Source organism: Pseudovibrio denitrificans JCM 12308, from assembly GCF_001310815.1.
Lineage (GTDB): Bacteria > Pseudomonadota > Alphaproteobacteria > Rhizobiales > Stappiaceae > Pseudovibrio > Pseudovibrio denitrificans.
In genome coordinates, this window is the sequence record NZ_BAZK01000001.1 from 294,081 (window position 1) to 317,260 (window position 23,180).

Sequence of the window (23,180 nt, forward strand, 5' to 3'; positions counted from 1 at the left end):
TAGGGAGCGTTGCGCACGTGCCGATTGCGTGCACAATTTTGCGCGCAGCGGTGTTTCTCCGCTTGCACATCAAGAGGTTTGCGGGCAAACAGCTTGGCATGCTTCAGGTTTCTAATCTTACATACCGCATTGCCGGGCGTCTTTTGATCGACAATGCCTCCGTGACTATTCCAAGTGGTGCGAAGACAGGTCTCGTTGGTCGCAACGGGGTTGGCAAGTCGACACTGTTCAAGCTGCTGTGTGGTGAGCTGGCCGTTGAGAGCGGCAGTGTGCACATGCCGCAAAAGGCGCGCGTGGGTCAGGTGGCTCAGGAAGCGCCAGGAACGCAGGACACACTTTTGGAAGTGGTTCTGGCGGCAGACACTGAACGCACCGCCTTGCTGGAAGAAGCAGAAACCGCTGAAGATGCGCACCGTATTGCAGAGATCCATACCCGCCTTGCGGATATTGAGAGCCACAGTGCTGAAGCGCGGGCCTCGGCCATCCTGAGCGGCCTTGGTTTTACGCCTGAGCAACAGCAGGAGCCGTGCGCCAACTTTTCTGGCGGCTGGCGGATGCGTGTGGCTCTGGCCGCCCTGCTCTTTTCCAAGCCGGACCTGATGCTGCTGGACGAGCCGACCAACTACCTGGACCTTGAAGGCACCATGTGCTGGAGAACTTCATTGCGCGCTATCCGTATCAGGTTGTTCTGATCAGCCACGACCGCGACCTGCTCAACAACGCAGTGGACAGCATCGTGCACATGGACGCTGGTAAGCTGACCTTCTATCGCGGTGGCTATGACAGCTTTGACCGTCAGCGCCGTGAGACCATTTTGCTGCAGAAGAAAGCAGCCGAAAAGCAAGAGAAGGCACGCAAGCACATTCAGAGCTTCGTGGACCGGTTCCGCGCCAAGGCAACCAAAGCGAAACAGGCGCAGTCCCGCATCAAAATGCTGGAGAAGATGCAGCCAATTTCCGTGCTGGATGAAGCCTCCGGTCTGGAACTGCATATTCCGCAGCCAGAAGCCAAGCTTTCTCCGCCGATCATCAAGCTGGAAGGCGCATCCGTTGGTTATGACGGTAAGGCCATCTTGCGCAACATCAACCTGAACATTGACCATGATGACCGCATCGCCCTTCTGGGGGCCAACGGTAATGGTAAGTCCACTTTTGCCAAGCTGATTGCAGGGCGTCTGGGGCTCATGTCCGGTGATATGACCTGCGCCAATAAGCTGAGCACGGCGTTCTTTGCACAGCATCAGCTGGATGACCTGATGCCGGAGAGCAACCCCATTGAGCATGTGCGGCCTTTGATGCCGGATGCGCAAGAATCCAAGCTGCGTGCCCGTGTGGACCGTTTTGGTCTGCCGACGGACCGCATGCTGACACCTGCCAAGGATCTTTCCGGTGGTGAGAAGGCGCGTCTGTTGCTGGGTCTGGCGACGTTCCATGGGCCGAACCTTGTTATTCTCGATGAGCCGACCAACCACCTTGACATCGACAGCCGCGAAGCTCTCGTGCACGCGATCAACGATTATGATGGCGCGGTTATTCTCATCAGCCACGACAGGCATCTGGTGGAAGCGTGTGCGGACCGTCTGTGGCTTGTGGCCGATGGCGGCGTCAAGCCGTTTGATGGCGATATGGCCGAGTATCGCCGCCTGATCTTGAAGGGGGAGTTGAACGCCAAGCCTCAGGGCGAAGCGGATGCTGAGCCGCAGAGCGAGCGCGGCAATGCGCAGGCCCGCCGGAAGGAAGCAGCCGAACGCCGCGCCAAACTGGCTCCGCTGAAGAAGAACATTGAGGCTGCAGAGAAGGAAATCTCCAAGTATCAGAAGTACATCAAAAAGCTTGATGCTCTTCTGGCTGACCCTCGCATCTACACTGAGGCACCGGATAAGGCCAAAGAACACGCCATCCGCCGCGCGGCCTATGTGAAAGTTCTGGAAGAGACTGAAGAGAACTGGCTGGAAATGTCAGCTGAACTGGAAGAGCTGTCTGGAGACTAAGCTGGCTCGACCTTTGAGATTATTGGAACCCGGTGCTGATGATGGTGCCGGGTTTTGTTTTGGGTGGGCGGCAAAGCCTTATGCGTCTGTGTCTGAAGTGTCCATGTCCAGAAATCCGCCGATAGTGGGGAAATAACGTATCCCGAACGTTGTGGTGAAAGCCAAAAGCAATGCGATGAAGGTCACCAGAAACGTTGCGAAGTGGGCATCACTCGGTTGAGCCACGCATGTATTCTGCTTGCACTGCATGGTGACTGAAGCTGGTGTACGCCCCTCCTTTTGCAATGCCTGCAATTTTGAGAACCTGCGTTCGCTGAAGATGTGAGTTGCTTGCTGGTCTGATAATACAACTATAGCTTCGCCAGCGACCTTGACTGTCAGATCATCAAACTCGACTACTCGTTCTTCTATAGCACTTTGAGAGAAACCAGAATACGAGATGGCTGGCCACCAAACCTGCATCGGCACAAAGGTATGCAGAAGGATTGGCGTGACGACCAACAAGCCCAGCTTTATCAATGGCTGTTTCAATAGAAGCCTCTCTGAATATGTATAATATTACAATGCGTTATTGGAATTCTCTCGTAAATAGATTCACAGGGTTCAGAAATTGATTCAAGTATGCTGCCTGCAACACATTAGGACGCAGCAATGCTTTTTGGAAGAGCGGCTCTCCCAGTGCCGTAAGTTCCAGCAATTGCAACTCTCATTATGCATCATTGAAGTAAAAAAGCGTCTCTCTCCAGCGACGGATTGAGACGCTCTGATTGACTGTATCATCTGATAACGAACTTACAGCACACTTATGAGCTGCGCGTTAGTTCCAGCCAGATGTGGGGGATTTTGCGGCCGTCGTCTTTGTGCTGGACGAAGGTTCTTCTGGCGGTCTCTTTGAAGCCGTCGCTGTAATATGAAGCGATTTCATCATCTGTCAGCGGCCACGGTGGGCCGGAGCGTTCGCCGTTGCCGTCGTAATAGCGGCCCAGAATGATGAGCGTGCCGCCGGGCGCAACGAGGCTTTTGAGCGGTTCAACCACGTTACCGCGCATTTCAATGCCAATGGCTTGCAGGGTGAAGCACTCGTAGACCAGATCAAACTTGCCAACCCAATCCGCAGGTGGGTTGAACAGGTCAGCACAGCGGAACTCGATCTCACCAGATGGAAAACGCTTCTTTGCCCATTCGATGGCTGTTGGAGCGACATCAAATGCAGATGTGTTCCAGCCTGCTTCATGGAGTGCGTTGGCGTTATCGCCCAGTCCGCAGCCCACATCCAGAGCAGTGCGCCCTTCCCCCTTGTTGGTCTCCAGCCATTCCACCAGTGGTGCTTTTGGCTTCAACTCAGCCCACGGGATCTCGTTGGTGTCGCCCTTAGCCGTGGTGTAGACCTGCTCAAACCAGTTTTTACGGTTTTCCCAGCCGCCCCCATTTGCACCTTCCAGAGTGTCCAGACGGGTGCGAAGCTGCTTGCGGTGGTCAAGTACGTCGGTGCTCATGCTTTTCGATCCCACCCGCCGTTGTCGGTCTGCGCCCAATAAGTGAGTTCGTGGTCGCTGTTCTTGACTTCCATCCAGCGTTGGCGGGCTTCCTGCAGCGCTTCCTGATCGTTGCCGTCAAACATGTACACGACACGCTGGTACTGGGCAGGATCCGGCAGAGGCGCCCGGTCTACCAGAAAGCGCACGATTGCCTCGTTTGGGTTGTCACTTTCTGTTGTCAGGTAGATGGGCTGGAACTCAGGGTGACCTTCTTTTTTGGTGCCGTGTGGCAGAAAGCCATCGTCAGAATAAGTCCAGAGATAAGAATCAATGGCGTCGCACCGTTCTTCCGTTCCGAACTGAACTGTGACGACCCAATCTCTTTCCAAGCACTTTTCAAGAAGAGTGGGCAAAGCCCGTTCCAGCGGAAATTTAGAGAGCTGGTAGAACAGCACTTCACTCATATTCTGGTTTCCCGTTTATCCGGCAGGCTCAATTTCCTGCAGCCCGATGCACCTTGCGACGCATGCTTCCTCAGGCTGCGCATGGAATATGTAAACCCCAAATCGCAGTGTTTCTCACTTGACCACATTTTAATCTAAAAATTGTCGTGAATGATCCCAATTAGATCGGGATATTCATAGGAATCGTTGATAAACCCCGCCCAGACGCTTTAAAGGGCTGGACTTCACCGCATTCCTGGGGAATTTCGGTGTGGTGTTAAGCTTAGTGAAACCGACACCAAATTATGGAGGGTGAAATGCTCTCATCTCTGTGGTGTTGTGGGTCCGCAGGCATTGTATATTTAGGAAACGTCCAAATGGCAGCGCGTATTGTATTGTTCTTTGCTCTTGTATCCGGTCTTGTTGGCGTAACTGCTGCAGTGGGTGCAATGCTTCCAGCAACCACCAGCTCCTGTGCTCATTACCAGACCTGCTGATTGACTGGGTAGCCAGCTACCTCTTTCAAAAACAACAATTTTCTTAGAAAATAGCGTTTAACGCGTTAATCTCTTTTCATCAGTTTGGAGCCCTGCTTCTGTTTGAAGCGGGGCTTTTTTTGTGCCGCTTCAGAGCTTCATATCCTGCCTGCGTCAAGGCAACAAAAAAGGCCAGCCACACCAAGTGTGACCGGCCCTTTTTGGATTAGATCATTGCAGGCATTCTCATGCCTTCAACGAGGCTTAGCCTTCGTAATGGTCTTTGATCATGCGGTTCAGAGCGCGCACGCCGAAACCAGACGCCCAGCCCTGAGAGATCGCGTTTTTCTTGGAGCCCATTGCGGTGCCAGCGATATCGATGTGAGCCCATTTGGTCTCGTTGGTGTGGCGCTGCAGGTATACAGCTGCGGTGCTCGCACCGCCCCAGCGTGCGCCGCCAGTGTTGCGCATGTCTGCATTCGGGGTGTCGATCATTTTGTCGTACTCGTCACCCAGTGGCAGACGCCACATTTTCTCAGCGGTGGTTTCACCTGCATCACAGATCTGCGCTGCCAGTTCATCATCCGCGGAGAACACACCTGCGCGGTGACCACCAAGTGCAACCATGCACGCGCCGGTCAGGGTCGCGAGGTCGATCATGAACTTCGGAGCGAAGCGGTCCTGCGTGTACCAAAGCGCATCACCAAGAACCAGACGGCCTTCTGCGTCGGTGTTCAGGATTTCAACGGTCTGGCCAGACATGGTTTTCACAATATCGCCTGGGCGGATTGCATTGCCGTCTGGCATGTTTTCAACCAGACCCAGCACACAGATCGCGTTGACTGGTGCCTTACGGCCTGCCAGCGCCTTCATGAGACCGATCACAGCAGCCGCGCCGCCCATGTCGCCCTTCATGTCTTCCATGCCAGCACCTGGCTTCAGGGAGATGCCACCGGTATCGAACACAACACCTTTACCGACGAATGCAACTGGTGCATCGCCTTCTTTGCCGCCATTCCATTTCATGACAGCTAGGCGGGATGGACGCACAGAACCCTGACCAACGGCCAGCAGAGCATTCATGCCCAGTTCCTGCATTTTCGCTTCGTCGAGGATTTCAACGTCAACGCCAAGATCGGAAAGCTGCTGTGCTTTTGCAGCGAACTCAACAGGACCGAGAGTGTTTGCAGGCTCATCAACGAGGGTACGTGCAAGCAAGGTGCCTTCCGCGACAGCTTCCGCTTCTGCCCAAAGAGGCTCAACAGCTGCTGCGTCCTGCACTTTCAATGTGATTTCACAGGCTTTGTCACCATCAGCTTCTTTTTTAACAGTGCGGTAGGTGTCGAACTTGTAACCACGCAGGTAAGCGCCCTGCGCAAAATCTGCTGCCTGCTGCGCTGTCGCTGCTGCAGGGAATGTAATCTCAGCTGCTTCTGCTTTGAGTGCGAGCAGTTTACCAGCAACTTCACCACCCAGATTGATCCAGTCCTGTTCTTTCAGCTCATCTGCTTTGCCAAGGCCAGCAACGATCAAACGATCCGCATTCATGCCTTCCGGAGCGAGCAGATGCATGATACCGGATTTCTTACCGGTGAAATCAGCGGTTTTTGCAGCGCGCTCAACAGTTTTTCCAGCGGCGCCCATCACACCCTCAGCTTCTATTGCAAAGCTGAGTTCTTCACCTGCAAAGACGACCTGAACGGCTGCGGTTGCATCAGAATACTGCGCGATCTTGATGGATGTGAATTGCGTCATTATGTAGTTTCTTTCCTCGGAATGACCTATGGCAGGCAATTTCTAGCAGAATATGCTAGCGACCACAGGCGGACGCGTGGTCCAGCTACTCGTAAAATTCATGGCAGAACATGGCGCGATAATGGTCCCGTTTCAAGGCTATGTGAAGAAACTTGCGAGTTTATTCATTAAAAGATCCAGTGAACCGACTTTCTGCCGCATTCCGTGCTATTGAGTGGTCTTGAATCAATTTGTGGCTTGGCCTCTCCCATAACGAACAAGAAAAGGTTCTGGTGCACGGCACAATGAAAACTATCGAACGCTACATCATCAGACGCAGCTTTACCGCCTTCATCGTAACCTTGGCGGCCATGACCGGCGTTGTCTGGTCCACACAAGCGCTGCGCCAGCTGGATCTGGTAACGTCGAAAGGTCAAACCCTTCTCCAGTTTGGCTACATTACCGCTCTGGCCCTGCCTTTCCTCATCCTGATCGTTGCCCCCTTTGCAATGATGCTGGCGTTTATAATCGTGCTGAACAGCATGTCCCGTGACAGTGAGCTTATTGTCATCAACGCATCCGGAGCTTCCAAGTGGCTGGTTCTGCGCCCTATTATGACGTTCTCCCTCTGCGTCACAGCACTGATGTACTTCCTGTCGATCTATCTGTCCCCGACAGGATTGGCAGAACTGCGCAGTGAGCTGACGCGTGTGCGCGTTGACCTTGTGGCCAACATCATCAAACCGGGGCGGTTCATTCCTATTGAAGAGAACCTGACCTTCCATATTCGCAACAGAAGTGGTGATGGTGTGCTTGAAGGGCTCTTGCTGGATGATGCAAGAGATCCGGAAACCTCCTTTACTTATACTGCTGAAACCGGGCGCATTATTGAAGCGGCAGACAAGACGCTGCTTGTGATGCTTGATGGAACAATCCAGCGCCGCCCCAAAGGTGGACAGGATATGTCCATCGTGAGCTTTGAGAGCTATGGTTTCGATCTGTCCTCCATGATTCCCGAGGCGCGCGAGCCAACATTCAAGGCAAGCGAGCGTCCAACCTTCGAATTGTTGAGCGCAAGCCCTGATGATTCTTACGCTGCAAAGCATTGGGACAAGCTAATTGTGGAATTCCACGACCGTTTAAGTGTTCCTCTTTACCCCATTGCCTTTGGTCTGATCATCTATGCTTTCCTTGGTTCTCCCAAGACCACAAGGCAAGACCAAGGCCTTGCAATAACTACAACAATCGCTGTTGCGACACTGCTGAGAACAGCAGGTTTCGGCGCAACGCTAATCGTGAGTGCGGCTCCAGATATGTTCCCGTTGCTCTATGCAATCCCAATAATCGCAATTGCGCTTGCTGCGTGGTCCATTAGCCTGAACAGAAGACCTTGGTTTGTTCAGCGTCTGGTCGATGGAACACAAAGCCTCCTGAATGGAGTTGGAAGTATGTTCTCCAAACTGGTAGGCCGCAAAAACCAAGGGACAGCAGGACTGTAATGACCGGAAGAACGCTTAGTCTTTACATATCCAAACGGTTCCTGAAGTCGATTCTGGCCCTGTTCCTGTTTGCAGCTGTGCTGATCCTGCTCTTTGACGTACTGGAACTGGTGCGTCGCGGCGGTGATCGTGAAGGGTTTTCGCTGCTGCGCATTGCAGCGATTTCCGCTCTGCGCGTGCCATTGCTGCTTGAACAGGTGATCCCATTTGCGGTGCTGTTTGGCTCAATCTGGGCTTTTGTGACCTTGAGCAGAAGCCTTGAGCTGGTTGTTGCGCGCGCTGCTGGCATTTCCGTTTGGCAGTTTACAGCCCCTGCTCTTCTGACCGGCCTGTTCATCGGTATTGCTGCGGTCATTGGGTACAACCCCGGTGCCGTTTATCTGCAACAGAAATCTGATGAGGTGGCTGAAGGTCTGTTCAGCGTGGAGCAAACCTATCTGCTGGAAGGTTCTGGCGAGGTATGGCTGAGACAGAATGGAACTGACGGTGAATCGGTTCTGCATGCCCGGCATATTGGTGGGCAAGGTGCGACTTTGAACGGCGTGACGATCTTCTCCTTTGACCGTCAGGGCGAGTTTTCAGAGAGAATCGAAGCACGCCGCGCAGTGCTTGCAGAAGGCATGTGGCGCTTAACTGACGCTGTCGTCTATGCTCTGGACACTGATCCACAACATTATGATAACTATAGTGTCAGCACTTTTTTGACCCCTACAGAGGTCAAAGAGAGCATAGGTTCGCCGGAATCTATTAGCTTTTGGAGTCTTCCCCGCTTTATTGAGTTATCCCAAAGAGCTGGACTACCTGCGTATAGATATTCTTTACAATATCAGACTCTTCTAGCCAAACCCCTGTTACTTGTGGCAATGATTGTCATTGCTGCTGCTGTTTCGCTGCGTGTATCGCGTTTTGGGGGGATTGGCCGCTTGATCATTTGGGGCATCATTGCCGGTTTCGTGCTTTATGCCGTTTCCGAAATCTCCAAGGATCTGGGCGGAGCCGGAATCGTTCCCACAGCGGTTGCGGCATGGGCACCTGGCGTATTTGGGGTTCTTATGGGTTTTACTATTCTGTTGAATCAGGAGGACGGTTGATGGGTTCGACCTTGATCCTGACACAGAAAATCAAGCGAGTTGGAGCTGGCTGCGTATCGCCAGACTATCTTCGCACTGTCTCTGCACTTGCTCTGCTGTGCGGCGCTGGCCTTATGGTTCTCAGCGCGCCTGCTGTTGCGCAGATTGACCTTTCACAGACTGCCAAGCAGTCGATCGACACTTCTCAACCAATGTTGCTTGAAGCCAAAGAGCTTCGCTACGATTTTGACAATGACGTCATCATCGCATCTGGCAGTGTTGAGATCTATTTCGATAACTACACATTGCTCGCAGATCGTGTGACTTACAATCGTAAGGACGGTAAGCTATCGGCGCACGGCAATGTGCAGATGACTGAACCGAGCGGGAATCTCATTCTCGCCGACAATCTGACATTGAGCGATGACTTCTCTGAAGGCTTTGTGAACGCGCTTCAGATCGATACACCTCAATTTACGCATTTTGAGGCCGAGAGCGCTGAACGCTCAGGCGATAATGTCACCACCTTAAGAAACGGGACCTACTCCGTTTATAAGAAGGCTCCAAAGCCTCCTTTATGGCGGATCAAATCCACGACGATCATTCACAACCAGCAGAAACAGCGCATCTATTTCGAAGGCGCGTCGATTGAGTTGTTTGGGAATACGATCGCAAAGATCCCTTACTTCTCGATTGCCGATCCGTCTGTTGGGCGTAAATCTGGTTTCTTGTTGCCGCGTTTTGTGACGAAAAGTCGACTAGGCTTTGGTGCAGCTATTCCATATTACTGGTCGCTTTCGCCTACATACGATCTAACTGTTACAGTTACTCCACTTACAGAACAAGGTGTTTTAGGACAGCTCGACTGGCGGCAACAACTAGAAACTGGTTCCTATAACGTTTCGATTGGCGGAATTTCACAGGCTGATCCAAATGCATTCAGTGGTTCAAGTGGTGATGTCCGTGGCCGTTTTATTGTCAATACAAATGGTAGTTTTGATCTCAGCAAACGCTGGGATGCGGGATGGGATATTACTTACGCAACGGACCGAGCTTTCCGCGAAGACTATGGTTTCGCACGTTTTGGGAATGCACAGGAAGTTTCAAAAATCTTCCTGAAGGGAGAAACAAAAACGCAATCTTTTTGATGCGAATGCATATGCTTTCCAGATCTCTCAGGAAGATAATCCGAGTCCAACTCAGCCGACGAATCCAAGTGCGCCATTTACTCCAGTAAATGCCGACCTTCAAGAGAAGCAGCCCTTTGTTCATCCAGTTATCGATAACTCGATCTATTTCGAGAAGTCCATACTTGGTGGGCAGCTGAACTATGATGGTAACCTGACCAGTCTAACTCGTGAGACTACAGACGCCTTCTCAGTTAATGGACAAAACCGTTTCCGTGGTGTTGAAGGCACATTTACGCGCGTGAGTGCGAACCTCACATGGCAGCGTACGCTGATTGACCCAATTGGACAGGTCTTTACTCCTTTTGCTTATGCAAAGACCAATCTGTACTTCCTCGCAAATGCCGATAACAATGTAACCGCCCTTTCAGACGAGTCCGTTGTCTTCCGTGGCATGCCAGCAGTTGGTCTGGAATATCGATACCCATTCCTTGCGACGTTTAACGGCGGCAATCAGGTTATTGAGCCGATTGCACAGCTAATCGTTCGTCCGAACGAAGCTGCGATTGGTGAGCTTCCAAACGAAGATGCACAGTCCATTGTGTTTGATGCATCTACTCTGTTCGAATGGGACAAGTTCTCCGGCTTTGACCGAAACGAAGGTGGCACCCGCGCCAACCTTGGCCTGCAGTACAAGCTTCAGTTCGATAAAGGCTCATTCATCAGTGGCCTATTCGGTCGCTCCTTCCAGCTGGCAGGACGTAACTCTTACGCTGTGCCTGGCATCCTTGATGCCACTGGCGATTCAGGACTACAGACAACTGGGTCTGACTATGTCACCAGCCTTTACTTCGATACCAATACCGGCTTCCGCTTAGGCGGTAATGCGCGCTTTAGCGAGCATGATTTTGGGGTAGAACGTGCTGAAGTGAGTGCAAGTGGTCGTTATGGGCCAGCCTCTACGGTTCTGTCTTATGCCTATCTGGCAGAGCGCCCTGATGCTGGTATCGACCAGCAGCGATCAGAGCTTGTTGGAGCGTTGAACCTGACCCTTGAGGAAAACTGGCGTGTCTTTGGATCGCTTCGTTATGACATGATCAACGAGAACATCGTTCAGGATACGGTTGGTCTTGGCTATGACGACGAAGGCTTCTCTGCTTCGATCTCCTATGGCGAAGACAGAAGCCGGAACAATGGTGAGCCGGTTGAGCGAATCTTCTTCTTCCGATTCGGCCTGAGAACCATTGGCGATACCAGCCTCTCAACCTCTACCTCTGACTCATCCCCGAATGATTGAGTAGGTATTTGAGCTTAAACCTCTGGCTGTGCACAAGAAATAGCCAGAGGAATGACAGATTGTCGCCTTCATTTGCTATTATTAGTTTGAATAAATTTTTCCGGGCTGCACCCTTCTAATTTGAGTCAAGCTGTGCCAAATATGCATCAGTGCTATCTAGGGAGCGTCTAGAGAGGGCATGTGCCTTTGGGACGGAGAGCTTAACAAAATGAAACTTACTCGCTTCTGTGCTTCGCTTGTTGTGGTTGCCAGCATGCTGGCTCCGGTTGGTCCAATGCTGACTTCTGCGGAAGCTGCAAGTAAAATTGTTGCTGTTGTTAATGGCCGCCCGATTACAAGCTACGAGCTCCAACAGCGCTCTAAACTGATCTCCCTGACCACACGCGCTCCTTCCAGTGTTGCAAAACGCAAAGCTAAAGATGAGCTGATTGATGAAGCTTTGAAGCTTGAAGAAGCAAAACGTGTTGGTGTTTCTATTTCTGATAGCAAGGTTGATGATGCGTTTGCGACCATTGCTCAGCGCGTGAAGCTGTCCCCTTCTCAGTTCAAGCAGGCTCTTTCTCAGAGTGGCGTGAACCCGCGTACGTTGAAAAATCGCTTGCGTGCAGAAATCTCATGGTCTGAAGTAGTGATGCAGCGTTTCCGCGCAACCGTCCGGATCAATGAATCTGACGTTATTGCTGCTCTTCAGGGCAAAGAAAGCAAAGATGACAGCGGTGACACCAGTGTCGAGTATGACCTTCAGCGCATCATTTTTGTTGTTCCTAAGAACTCCAGCAAGTCCTTTAAAAACAAGCGCGTTGCTGAGATGAAGAAACTCAGAGCCCGTTTCACCTCTTGTGAGGAAGGCACCCGTATCGCATCTGGTTTGAATGAAGTTGTTGTTCGCCCAATCGGCAAGCGCCTTGAGACAGATCTGCCAGCTGCATTCGTGCAAAAGCTGAATAAAATCTCTATTGGCCGCGTCACAGCGCCTACCCCTGTAGACTCCGGATTTGAGATGATTGCTCTTTGTGGTAAAGAGACAATCGACAGTGATGCGACTGCGCGAAGCACAATTGAGGGCGAGTTGCGGAATAAAAAAGGGCAACAGCTTTCTCGCCGTTACCTTCGTGACCTGCGCTCCAATGCTGTAATCGAGCAGCGCTGATCGCCTGATCAGCAGCAGGAGATGTTTTTAAATCATGCGCAGAGTGAAATTGGCGCTCGCCCTGACAATGGGCGAGCCTGCAGGTATTGGCCCTGATATTACGCTAAAAACCTGGAAAATGCGCTTTGAACGAGATGTTCAGCCATTTTACGTTTTATGCGATCCTGAGCTTTTAAAAGCCCGCGCGAAGCATCTCGGCTTTAAAATTCCGATCAAAGTTGTTGAGCCCGAAGCTGCTTGTGACTGCTTTGATGAAGCCCTTCCAGTGGTTCCTCTCTCCGGCCCTGTCCAGGTTACTCCTGGAGCCCCTTCCGGAACAAACGCCGCACTTGTGATCGAGTCCATTGAAACTGCGGTCCGTCATGTGAAAGAAGGACGCGCATCTGCAGTCGTCACAAACCCGATTTCCAAGAAGATCCTTTATGATGGTGGCTTTCACCATCCTGGACACACAGAGTTTCTGGGTGATCTGGCGAAGACATATTGGGACAAGGATGTTGAGCCGATCATGTTGCTTGCCGGTCCTGAGTTAATGGCCGTGCCGCTGACCATTCATGTTCCCTTTGTTGAAGTCCCTAAGCTGGTGACAAAGGAACTGATCGTGGATCGATGCCGCGCCATCAACAAGGATATGGTTGAACGATTTGGCATTACCTCACCACGTATTGCGATTGCAGGTCTGAACCCTCATGCAGGTGAAGGCGGCTCCATGGGCACCGAAGAGATTGAGACGATTTCTCCAGCCATAGCCCAATTGCGCAGTGAGGGCATTGATGCACGCGGTCCGTTGCCTGCTGATACTATGTTCCATAGTGAAGCGCTGGATACCTATGACGTGGCGGTGGCCATGTATCATGATCAGGCGCTTATCCCTGTTAAAACTCTCGCCTTTGATGAAGCTGTGAATGTGACGCTTGGCCTCCCCTATGTGCGCACATCACCAGATCACGGCACTGCATTTTCCATTGCAGGCACCGACAAGGCCTCTCCAAACAGTTTGATGGCTTCTCTGCGACTTGCAGCAGCCCTCGCACAACCTGAGCTCGTTTAATGGCACAAATTGATGATCTGCCACCTCTGCGCGAGGTGATTGCAGAGCATGGGCTCGATGCCCGAAAATCTCTTGGTCAGAACTTCCTTCTCGACCTTAATCTGACTTCGCGCATTGCCCGCAGTGCCGGAGACCTGAGTGACTGTACCGTCATTGAAGTCGGCCCAGGTCCAGGTGGCCTCACCCGTGCGCTGCTAGCAGCAGGTGCGAAGAAGGTTATTGCGATTGAGAAGGATACTCGCTGTCTACCTGCCCTTGCTCAGATTTCAGAGTACTATAACGGCAAGTTGGAAGTGATTGAGGGTGATGCGCTCAAGTACAATCCAGCGGAGCTTGCAGATGGTCCTATCAAGATCATTGCGAACCTTCCATACAATGTTGGTACCCAGCTGCTTCTGGGATGGCTGACAACGGAAGAATGGCCGCCATTTTGGAGCTCTTTGACGCTGATGTTCCAGAAGGAGGTCGGACAGCGTATTGTAGCTCAGACAGGTGACAAAGCTTACGGACGCCTAGGCGTTCTTGCCAACTGGCGGTGTCATACGGACATTCTGTTTGATCTGAACCCAAAAGCCTTTACACCTCCGCCGAAAGTGACTTCTGCTGTCGTGCAGCTACACCCACGTGAAAAGCCTCTGGATTGCCCGTTGAAAGCGTTGGAGCGCGTGACTGCTCACGCCTTTGGCCAGCGCCGCAAGATGCTCAGAGCCAGCTTAAAAGGCCTGAAACCAGATGCAGAAGCTCGCATTGAAGCAGCCGGCCTGAAACCAACGGCCCGTGCCGAGGAAATCGACGTATCCGGCTTCGTTGCTTTGGCTCATGCGTTTGATAAAGATTAGAGCGTTCGAACTCTCATAGAGACAAATGAAAAGCCCAGAGACTGTGTTCGGTCTCAGGGCTTTTTTGTTAGGTCTGCAGCGATGGTTTATTCCACGCGCATGAAGGCGGTCATGCCGCTTTCTTGGTGTTCTATGATGTGGCAGTGCATGAGCCAGTCGCTTCGTAGTCGGGGCGTACAGCGACCTGGACGCGTTCGTCGGGGAGTACGAGTGCGGTGTCGGTCCACCAGGGGGCGAGTTGGCGTTTATTGCTCTTTAGGAGCTGGAACGTCATGCCGTGGATGTGGATCGGGTGCGTGTGCGGGGTTCGATTGATGAACTCGAACACGTAGGACTTATCGCGCTTCAGCACGTCCACCGGGTCCAGCGGTCCACGTTCAGCTCCTTGCCATGCTCTTTTATTCACGGCCCAGAATGAGAAGCCCAGACTGCCGCAGATTGGGTTTGCGGGGCGCTTCTCAGCTGTGGCTGAGAATTCCAGCGGGATGTACTCGGCGTTCTTCAGATCCGGCTGAGGGATCGGGTTGGCTGGCAGTGGCTTGATCTCGCGTAGATCTCGGTTCAGGGACTGGCCAATGGCACGCAGAGACAGGACTGACCACGGCGAGGATGAAGAGTAGTTGGTGAGCTCAATTTGCTCACCTTCCCCATCAGGAATGCGCATTGCGATATCCGCGCGCTGGCCCGGTCCCAGTGCAAGCTTGTTGACTGCGAATGGTTCTACGGGGTTGCCATCCATAGCAATGACTTTGGCGTCGGTGCCTTGTGGGAAGGATAGCTTGTAGATGCGGGTCACATCGGTCACGCACAGGCGCAGGCGGACCAGAGAACCGGCTTTAACATCCATCACAGGGGCAGATTGCCAGTTGGAGGTGCGCAGAGTGCCGAAGGTCCCTGCCCGCGCTGATTTGCGCGGCTGGAACAGTTTGACGAACTGGCCGTCACTGCCAAGGCGGAAATCGCGCAGGTTCACCGGGATGTCGTGATCGAAGCCCGGATCTTCGTCTTCTTCCACGATCATCAGACCGGTCATGCCGTAGGAGAGCTGCTCCAGAGAGTTGCAGTGCGGGTGATACCAGAACGTTCCTGCATCATGCGGCGTGAAGCGATAATCGAAGTGGTCGTCGGTATAGACGTAGTGTTGGGTCAGGAACGCAACGCCGTCCATATCGTTAGGCAGGCGCATGCCGTGCCAATGGATGGTGGTTGGTTCTTCCAGCTTATTGATGAGACGGCTATGGAACGGTTGACCCTGTTTAACGCGCAGGGTTGGTGGCATGGCATCGCCGAAGGTGAACATGCGCTTTGTGGCAGGTGCATCCTTCATCAACTGATGGTCGATGTTACGGGCAATCATGTCATGGCGTTTTGGTACAGCCAGAGACTGGACGCTCCTGCCAAGCCACCGGCCACGGCAGCACCGCCAAACAAGGCGCCTTTCAGCGCCTGACGTCGTGTGATCATCGCTCTTTGTCCTCAAGTTCAGCCCGTCTCTGTACTTGGCTGGTCAATGGCTATTCACGACGGCTGCTGTTTACAGGGCATCTGCTTCCTGCAAATGATGCCCTGCTTGTATCTGGCTCACAAATTGATTCAAGTAGCTGATAGTTTGAATCACGAAACTGCGTCAACGCTCTGAATTTACAGGATTTTGCAGTTTTCTTGTCTATTTATTCCGCTGTGGCAGTCTTCAGATCGGCAATCATGCCTTCCATTTTACCGGAAAGTTTTGGCAAGCGAATGCGTTTCAGGCGTTCTGTGGTGATGATTGCCTGAACAGTTTCAACGGCCTTATCCAGATCATCATTGACGATGATGTAATCAAACTCCTGCCAGCCAGAGACTTCATCAATAGCGGTCTTCATACGGCGCTTGATGGCAGCATCGTCGTCATCACCACGGCCAGACAGGCGTGCGTGCATTTCAGCAATGGATGGCGGCAGCACGAAGATTGCGACCACGTCTTCTCCAGCCTGATCCTGCAGCTGGCGAACGCCTGCGATATCGATATCGAACAGGATGTCCTTGCCCGCATTCAGGCTGGCATCCACTGGCTCACGTGGTGTGCCGTAGTAGTTGTCGTGTACCTTGGCCCACTCAAGCAGCTCATTGGCTTTGATCTTGCGCTCAAACTCGTCGGTTTCGAGGAAGTAGTAGTGAACGCCATGTTCTTCAGCCGCGCGGCGTTGACGGGTGGTTGCAGACACGGACAGAGCCAGCTTGTCATCGTCAGCCAGCAGACGATTTGCGATGGTGCCCTTGCCTGCTCCAGATGGTGCTGCCAGCACCAGCATGAAGCCGCGGCGCACATCTTCGATGTCTTGAGCTGATACGGTTGTTCCGCTTGCGTTTTCTGAGGTCATTTCCAGATTGTCTTCTTTTGCTTATCTGCGTTTACAGCGTCTGCGTCTTATTCGATGTTCTGTGTCTGCTCACGAAGCTGATCGATCACGGTCTTCAGCTCCAGTCCAATTGCGGTCAGTTCCACACTGTTGGATTTTGAGCAGAGGGTGTTTGCTTCGCGGTTAAATTCCTGTGCCAGGAAGTCGAGGCGACGCCCAATAGCACCACCCTTTACGAGCAGCTCGCCAACGGCTTCTACGTGGGCATAGAGGCGGTCCAGCTCTTCGCGGATGTCAGCTTGGTGGCAAGGATCGCTGCTTCCTGATGGAGCCGCTGCGGGTCCAGCTGGCTGCTTGCCTCAATAAGTTCCTGAACCTGCACTTCAAGGCGGGCGCGGATGGCTTCTGGGCTGCGGGATGGCAGAGTTTCAGCTTGCTTGGTGAGCGCGTCGATGGTGTCAATCTGGCCCTTCAGCAGCGTTGCAATGGCGCTACCTTCACTGCGGCGCATATCCACCAGTTCATTCAGAGCCTCATCGAAGGAAGACAGGAGCGCTGCGATCTGAGCGTTTTTCTCTTCTTCGCTTTCTTCCGCCTCTTCAAACTCCAGAACACCCTTGTAACCAAGGATACCGTCGAGAGTTGGTTCTGGTGCATCCGGGAGGCGATCACGCAGGATGGAGATGGCTTTGAGCACTTGCTCCAGAGCCTCTTCATTGACGACCAGAGCGGTGTCGGACTGGGAGCGCTGCATTTGCAGGCCTACAGAGACGTTGCCGCGTTTCAGTTTGGCAGCAAGGCGTTTGCGAACTTCTGCTTCAACGCCATCCAGCCCCTGAGGCAGACGCAGGCGTGCATCAAACCCTTTGCCGTTAACGGAACGAAGCTCCCACACCCAACGTGTCTCTTCGTAGCTGCTTTCCACGCGGGCAAAGCCGGTCATGCTAGCCAGTGCCATCCCTGAAACTCCTTTTGCGAGCATTACCCGTTTTGGTGATGCTCAAAATCAATCTGTGTCGGAGCAAAGCATACTCATCGGACTGAAGGTTCCCATGAGCTATGTCGTTCCTGCCCCAACGCGTATCCAAAAATTGCTTAGCGATACGCTCTAGCAAAAAGCCTGCCCGGTGTCATTCCTGGGCAGGCTTTTCTTGTTTTCGTCCTGCAAGGCGTGCAGATCAGTTGTTTTTCTTTTCTGCGGCCTGCTTTGCGCGGATCTCTTTTTCGACCTTGCGCCAGTTGGCGACATTGCGCTGGTGCTGTTTGTAGGTTTCAGCGAATGCGTGACCGCCAGTTCCATCCGCAACGAAGTAAAGATCCTTCGTACGGGCCGGGTTTGCGACCGCTTCCAGAGCAGCCACACTCGGGTTGCCAATTGGTCCCGGAGGCAGTGCCTTGATCTGGTAGGTGTTGTACGGGTTCTTTTCCTTCAGCATGGAACGGGTGATCGCGGAGCGGTCTTTTGTCCATGCGTCACCACCAAACAAGCCGTAGAGGATTGTCGGATCGGACTGCAGCGGCATGCCTTTGCGCAAACGGTTGACGAAGACAGAAGCAACGCGTGGGTGCTCATCCACCTTGGAGGTTTCTTTCTCCACGATGGACGCAAGGATCACGAGCTCTTCCGGTGTATCGATCGGCAGACCCTGAGAGCGCTTCTCCCAGATGCGGGCGATGTGCTCATCCATGGACTTTTCCATCTGCTCGATGATACGCGCCTTCGTGGTGCCACGTGTGAAGGTGTAGGTTTCCGGCAGCAGAGAGCCTTCTGCAGGGATTGCAGAGATTTCGCCGGTCAGGATTTTGTTGGCATTCAGGCGATTGATGATCTGAGCGCTGCTCCAGCCTTCCGGAAAAGTCACGGAATGGTACACAGCACGGCCACCAACAAGGTCTTCCATGACAGTCTTCATGGAGATCCCTGCCGGGAATGCGTATTCGCCTGCCTTGATCTTGTTTTCGTTCTTGAACAGGCGTGTGCCCGCTTCAAATACGAGAGAATTGGTGATGACGCCTTCTTCTTCCAGCTTGCCAGCAATCTGCGGCAGGCTCATTCCGCTCGCGACAATGAAGAGTTTTTCTTCTGTCAGCGGACCAGCGGCATCAAACTCGCCCTTGCCCCAATACAGCGCAGCACCGGCAACGATGATGCCGAGGACTGCCATGGAGAGCAGAAAGTTGATGGTGATGACGATAGGATTACGCGCGTGACGTGAGCGCGGTGGAGGTGGTGGCGCAGCTTCCGGCTGAATGGCGCGACTTGGACTGCGCGGTGCAGACGGACCACCCGGCTGAATATGAAGATCAGACTGATCCTGAGGCCCATTTGAGTTGTCTTCAGGCGATTGAGCCATATTAACCCTCTATATGGGAGCGCAAAACAAGCGCTCCATCATTAGCGTACCTAAAACCGAGAACATGCCCTGTTTTCGGCGATACACTTTAAATACTCATTACAGAGCCTAACCCATTCGGGAGCCGCAATATAAAAGGCAGATTCCGCCGTACGGAGTCTGGCCCTTTTTTCCATTATCAAAAAAGCGATTTATGCTTCGACTTTTTTGAGAACCAGAGACGCGTTTGTGCCGCCAAAGCCAAATGAGTTAGACAGAGCGTAGTTAATCTCCATCTTCTTGGCTTTATTAGGGACCAAGTCGATCTTAGTTTCAACTGATGGATTATCAAGGTTGATGGTTGGTGGAGCAATCTGATCACGGATCGCCAAAGCGGTGAAGATCGCTTCCACTGCACCAGCTGCACCGAGCAGGTGGCCGATTGCAGATTTTGTGGAAGACATGGTCAGAGAACCAGCATCTTCACCTGCAAGACGCTCAACAGCACCCAGCTCAATCTCATCACCCAGTGGGGTGGAGGTGCCGTGTGCGTTGACGTAATCAACATCACCGAGAGAGATGCCAGCACGCTTCAATGCAGCTTCCATGCAGCGGTAGCCGCCGTCACCATCGGATGCCGGAGCAGTGATGTGGTATGCATCGCCGGACAGACCGTAGCCAACAACTTCAGCGTAGATTTTTGCACCACGTGCTTTTGCGTGCTCGTATTCTTCCAGAACAACGATACCTGCGCCCTCACCCATCACAAAGCCGTCACGGTCTTTGTCGTATGGACGGGAACCTTTTTCAGGCTCATCGTTGTAGCCGGTGGACAGAGCTTTACAGGCGTTGAAGCCTGCGATGCCGATGCGGCAAACAGTGCCTTCTGCACCACCTGCAACCATCACATCCGCGTCACCAAATGCAACAAGGCGTGCAGCATCACCGATTGCGTGAGCACCGGTGGAGCAAGCTGTTACAACAGAGTGGTTTGGACCTTTAAGGCCGTGTTTGATGGAAACGTAGCCGCTTGCCAGGTTGATCAGACGACCTGGGATAAAGAACGGGCTTACGCGGCGCGGGCCTTTTTGTTCCATCATAAGAGCTGTGTCAGCGATCCCCTGAAGGCCGCCAATACCAGAACCGATGAGCGTACCAGTGCGGCACTTGTCTTCTTCGGTTTCAGGCTTCCAGTCTGCATCTTCAATGGCCTGATCGGCAGCTGCAATCGCATAGACGATGAATGGGTCTACCTTGCGCTGCTCTTTCGGAGCCATGTAGTCATCTGGATTGAATGTGCCATCGGTGCCATCACCGCGCGGGACCTGACAAGCAATCTTGGTTTGAAGATCTTCGGTCTCGAAGTTTTCGATGCGACCTGCACCGCTTTTGCCTTCAAGAATCCGCTGCCATGAAACTTCAGCCCCGTTGCCAAGCGGGCTGACCATGCCAATGCCTGTGATAACGACTCGACGCATATTTCCTGCACTTTAATTAGAATGGCGCTGCCAGCCTCATCTGTCGCTTTTGGGAGAACAAAGTGTCTCTCGCTGCGACGGGCATGCAGCTTAAAAGAAAACAGGCGCGGCGAGCGCTAATGACCCACCGCGTGCCTAGCTTTTTAAACAGGATTAGCCCTGCTTGGATTCGATGAACTTTACAGCATCGCCAACAGACTGAATGGTTTCAGCAGCATCGTCTGGAATTTCAACGCCGAATGCTTCTTCGAAAGCCATTACCAGTTCAACAGTGTCCAGGCTGTCTGCGCCCAGATCGTCGATGAAGCTTGCAGATTCGACGACCTTGTCAGCCTCTACGCCGAGGTGCTCGACAACGATCTTCTTTACCTGTTCTGCAACATTGCTCATTTTAAGTCCTCAATTGGTTTTCAAGGTAGTGTTTCGGTCCGCTTCGCGGGGCCTTATTTCACTCGGCACCCGTGTTGCACACTCTGGTTCTTTTGAAAAGACGCAACGGCCTATATGTTAAGCCGCTTCCAAAGAAAACCGCAGCTTTTCCGTTCCTCTTTCCAAGAGGTCACTTCTAATCGGCGGGTTCCTAGCACAATTAGCACTGGTTTACCAGCCGCCAGTAGTGATTGCCCCATTTGTACAAGGGACGGACCGGCTGCGTATTTCTTCGTTAAATCATCGCCATACCGCCATTCACGTGCAGTGTCTGACCGGTAACGTACGCTGCTTCATCACTTGCGAGATAAACAGCTGCACCTGCGATTTCATCAGCAGTGCCCAAACGACCCGCTGGAACGTTGCCCAGGATCGATTCGCGCTGCTTTTCGTTCAGCTCGTCGGTCATCGCAGTAGAGATGAAACCTGGAGCAATTGTGTTTACGGTGATCTTACGGGAAGCCACTTCCTGCGCCAAAGACTTGGACATGCCGATCATGCCAGCCTTTGCTGCGGAGTAGTTCACCTGACCTGCGTTGCCGGTGACGCCAACAACAGATGTGATACCGATAATGCGGCCCTGACGACGCTTCATCATGCCTTTGATTGCTGCGCGGCAGATACGGAAAGTCGCGGAAAGGTTCACTTCAAGAACCTGATCCCACTCTTCATCCTTCATGCGCATGAAGATGTTGTCGCGGGTGATGCCTGCGTTGTTCACGAGGATGTCGAGGCCGCCCATCATTTCTTCAGCAGCTGGAACAAGCGCGTCTACGCTCTCGCGGTCAGACAGGTTTGCTGCCTTGATGTGAACGCGATCGCCCAGATCAGATGCCAGCGCTTCCAGCTTTGCTTCGCGGGTACCGGACAGGGTCACAGTTGCGCCCTGCGCGTGAAGTGCGCGTGCAATCGCTTCACCAATGCCACCGGTTGCGCCGGTTACAAGTGCGCTTTTACCTTCTAAATTGAACATGCCGTTGGTCTCCTCGGCTTTAAATCCGTTTAAAGAAAGCTCATAGGGAGGAACTATGGGTTCCGTCTATACGCGCGGCAAAATGCGGCGCCTATGAGCCTTCAAAATCTGTGTATTAGCTCTCAGCGCCTTCAAGACGCGCAACGAGTGCATCAATGTCTTCTGCTGTGTTAACTGCAACACCTTCCAGAGACTTCACGATGCGGCGCACCATGCCGGTCAGCACTTTGCCGGTGCCAATCTCAACCAGAGTGGTCACACCGTTGTCTGCCATCCAGCTTACAGATTCGCGCCAGCGCACGGTACCTGTGACCTGTTCAACCAGACGGGTGCGGATTTCTTCCGGATCGGTGATTGGAGCTGCCAGAACGTTTGCAACGAGCGGAACTGCTGGTGCTTTGATTTCTACTTCAGCCAGCGCCTTTGCCATTGCGTCTGCTGCAGGCTGCATCAGGGAGCAATGGAATGGTGCGGATACAGGAAGAAGAACAGCGCGGCGTGCGCCTTTGCCTTTTGCGATTTCACAGGCGCGCTCTACAGCTGCCTTGTGGCCGGACACAACAACCTGACCGGTTGCGTTGTCGTTAGCTGCCTGACAAACTTCGCTTTGCGCAGCTTCCTGCGCCACTTCCATGGCTTGATCGAAGTCCAGACCAAGGAGAGCTGCCATTGCGCCCTCGCCTACTGGCACGGCCTTCTGCATTGCATCACCACGGATGCGCAGCAGGCGGGCAGCGTCAGCGATGCTCAGGGAGCCAGCTGCTGCCAGTGCAGAGTATTCACCAAGAGAGTGACCAGCAACGAAGCTTGCAGCTTTGGACAGGTCAACACCTTTTGCCTCAAGCACACGCATGGTGGCGAGGCTGACAGCCATCAGAGCTGGCTGGGTGTTTGCAGTGAGGGTCAGCTCGTCTGCCGGACCTTCCCACATGATCTTGGTCAGAGACTGACCGAGAGCTGCATCAACTTCCTCAAATACAGCGCGCGCTTCCGGGAACGTGTCGGCAAGTTCCTTACCCATTCCAACCGTCTGGCTACCCTGTCCGGGAAATGTAAATGCAATAGTCATTTATAAATAGCTCCGTCGCATTCCAATTGCGTCAAATGTGGGTGTCCCACTTTGTATTCCAAGATGGGGCGGCTATAAATTCAGCAAATACGTGCAAATTATGACCGCCGCCAAAATAAGTAGCAGTCCAGATGCCCTATGGGTCAGCTGCCTGCACCTTCAAGAAACCTAGGGGAAACCTTGGTTGCCTGCGTATTCATCGGGGCGACATGAGCGTCTTGCAAGCGCAATGTCAAGGCTGCATCTGGAAAAAAGGCATTTTTCCCCGACAGGACTTGTCTTTTACAGGGGATTGGCTATAAAGCCCCTCTCGTTTCCGGTATTTGGCCGGAGGCTTAAAGGAAGGCAGCCCTTATAAGGACTGTAGGAATCGAAGGATTTCCGGCTTCCCGTGTCTCCGCT

17 protein-coding genes and 3 pseudogenes are annotated in these 23,180 nt (G+C 52.9%); 8 read left to right on the forward strand and 12 right to left on the reverse strand.

What is annotated here, in order from left to right; all coding sequences use genetic code 11:
* The first annotated feature begins 98 nt into the window (after positions 1-98).
* A pseudogene (locus JCM12308_RS01170) lies at positions 99-1,990 on the forward strand (ABC-F family ATP-binding cassette domain-containing protein).
* Between the two features lie 78 nt (positions 1,991-2,068).
* Here the strand turns inward: JCM12308_RS01170 and JCM12308_RS01175 are convergent.
* The 4 genes from JCM12308_RS01175 to JCM12308_RS01190 all read right to left on the reverse strand — a co-directional run bounded on the left by JCM12308_RS01175 (position 2,069) and on the right by JCM12308_RS01190 (position 6,142).
* Complete coding sequence (locus JCM12308_RS01175; protein WP_054782603.1) at positions 2,069-2,521, reverse strand: hypothetical protein; 453 nt, start codon at positions 2,519-2,521, stop codon at positions 2,069-2,071.
* 272 nt (positions 2,522-2,793) lie between these two features.
* Positions 2,794-3,486, reverse strand: a complete 693-nt coding sequence (locus JCM12308_RS01180; protein WP_054782604.1) for a class I SAM-dependent methyltransferase — start codon at positions 3,484-3,486, stop codon at positions 2,794-2,796.
* On the reverse strand, positions 3,483-3,932 hold the full coding sequence (locus JCM12308_RS01185) for a DNA polymerase III subunit chi (RefSeq protein ID WP_041768469.1): 450 nt from the start codon (positions 3,930-3,932) through the stop codon (positions 3,483-3,485). Before JCM12308_RS01185 ends, JCM12308_RS01180 begins: the two co-directional genes overlap by 4 nt.
* A gap of 719 nt (positions 3,933-4,651) precedes the next feature.
* On the reverse strand, positions 4,652-6,142 hold the full coding sequence (locus tag JCM12308_RS01190; protein WP_054782605.1) for a leucyl aminopeptidase: 1,491 nt from the start codon (positions 6,140-6,142) through the stop codon (positions 4,652-4,654).
* Between the two features lie 284 nt (positions 6,143-6,426).
* Between JCM12308_RS01190 and lptF the strand changes: the two genes are divergently transcribed.
* From lptF to rsmA, 7 genes are all read left to right on the forward strand, one after another.
* Positions 6,427-7,620, forward strand: coding sequence for an LPS export ABC transporter permease LptF (lptF, locus tag JCM12308_RS01195; protein ID WP_208608696.1), 1,194 nt, complete (start codon positions 6,427-6,429; stop codon positions 7,618-7,620).
* Positions 7,620-8,711 (forward strand): LPS export ABC transporter permease LptG, encoded by a 1,092-nt coding sequence (lptG, locus tag JCM12308_RS01200; protein ID WP_054782607.1) that lies wholly within the window; start codon positions 7,620-7,622, stop codon positions 8,709-8,711. The genes lptF and lptG overlap by 1 nt, the downstream gene beginning before the upstream one ends.
* A complete protein-coding gene (locus JCM12308_RS28755) occupies positions 8,711-9,838 on the forward strand; it encodes an LPS-assembly protein LptD (RefSeq protein WP_208978163.1) in 1,128 nt (375 codons plus the stop codon). Before lptG ends, JCM12308_RS28755 begins: the two co-directional genes overlap by 1 nt.
* A 160-nt stretch (positions 9,839-9,998) precedes the next feature.
* Positions 9,999-11,114: an LPS-assembly protein LptD gene (locus tag JCM12308_RS28760; protein WP_244271808.1), complete on the forward strand. Its 1,116-nt coding sequence runs from the start codon at positions 9,999-10,001 to the stop codon at positions 11,112-11,114.
* 208 nt (positions 11,115-11,322) lie between these two features.
* Entirely contained in the window at positions 11,323-12,264 is a 942-nt protein-coding gene (locus JCM12308_RS01210; protein WP_054782608.1) for a SurA N-terminal domain-containing protein, read from the forward strand.
* Positions 12,265-12,298: 34 nt separating this feature from the next.
* Positions 12,299-13,315 (forward strand): 4-hydroxythreonine-4-phosphate dehydrogenase PdxA, encoded by a 1,017-nt coding sequence (pdxA, locus tag JCM12308_RS01215; protein ID WP_014285329.1) that lies wholly within the window; start codon positions 12,299-12,301, stop codon positions 13,313-13,315.
* A complete protein-coding gene (rsmA, locus tag JCM12308_RS01220; RefSeq protein WP_054782609.1) occupies positions 13,315-14,154 on the forward strand; it encodes a 16S rRNA (adenine(1518)-N(6)/adenine(1519)-N(6))-dimethyltransferase RsmA in 840 nt (279 codons plus the stop codon). The genes pdxA and rsmA overlap by 1 nt, the downstream gene beginning before the upstream one ends.
* A gap of 86 nt (positions 14,155-14,240) precedes the next feature.
* On the opposite strand, the pseudogene JCM12308_RS01225 reads toward rsmA, so the two are convergent.
* The 8 genes and pseudogenes from JCM12308_RS01225 to fabD form a co-directional block, all read right to left on the reverse strand.
* Positions 14,241-15,618: pseudogene (locus JCM12308_RS01225) on the reverse strand (multicopper oxidase family protein).
* Between the two features lie 206 nt (positions 15,619-15,824).
* On the reverse strand, positions 15,825-16,517 hold the full coding sequence (gene gmk / locus JCM12308_RS01230; RefSeq protein WP_008551826.1) for a guanylate kinase: 693 nt from the start codon (positions 16,515-16,517) through the stop codon (positions 15,825-15,827).
* A gap of 47 nt (positions 16,518-16,564) precedes the next feature.
* Positions 16,565-17,454, reverse strand: a pseudogene (locus tag JCM12308_RS01235) (YicC/YloC family endoribonuclease).
* 220 nt (positions 17,455-17,674) lie between these two features.
* Complete coding sequence (gene mltG / locus JCM12308_RS01240; RefSeq protein WP_054782610.1) at positions 17,675-18,850, reverse strand: endolytic transglycosylase MltG; 1,176 nt, start codon at positions 18,848-18,850, stop codon at positions 17,675-17,677.
* Positions 18,851-19,041: 191 nt separating this feature from the next.
* Positions 19,042-20,307 carry a beta-ketoacyl-ACP synthase II gene (fabF, locus tag JCM12308_RS01245; protein ID WP_041768465.1) on the reverse strand — a complete coding sequence of 422 codons (1,266 nt, stop codon included), beginning with the start codon at positions 20,305-20,307 and terminating at the stop codon, positions 19,042-19,044.
* Between the two features lie 153 nt (positions 20,308-20,460).
* Complete coding sequence (locus JCM12308_RS01250) at positions 20,461-20,697, reverse strand: acyl carrier protein (RefSeq protein WP_008551920.1); 237 nt, start codon at positions 20,695-20,697, stop codon at positions 20,461-20,463.
* 274 nt (positions 20,698-20,971) lie between these two features.
* Positions 20,972-21,709 (reverse strand): 3-oxoacyl-[acyl-carrier-protein] reductase, encoded by a 738-nt coding sequence (gene fabG / locus JCM12308_RS01255; RefSeq protein ID WP_008551880.1) that lies wholly within the window; start codon positions 21,707-21,709, stop codon positions 20,972-20,974.
* Positions 21,710-21,824: 115 nt separating this feature from the next.
* On the reverse strand, positions 21,825-22,778 hold the full coding sequence (gene fabD, locus JCM12308_RS01260) for an ACP S-malonyltransferase (protein ID WP_054782611.1): 954 nt from the start codon (positions 22,776-22,778) through the stop codon (positions 21,825-21,827).
* Positions 22,779-23,180: the final 402 nt, after the last annotated feature.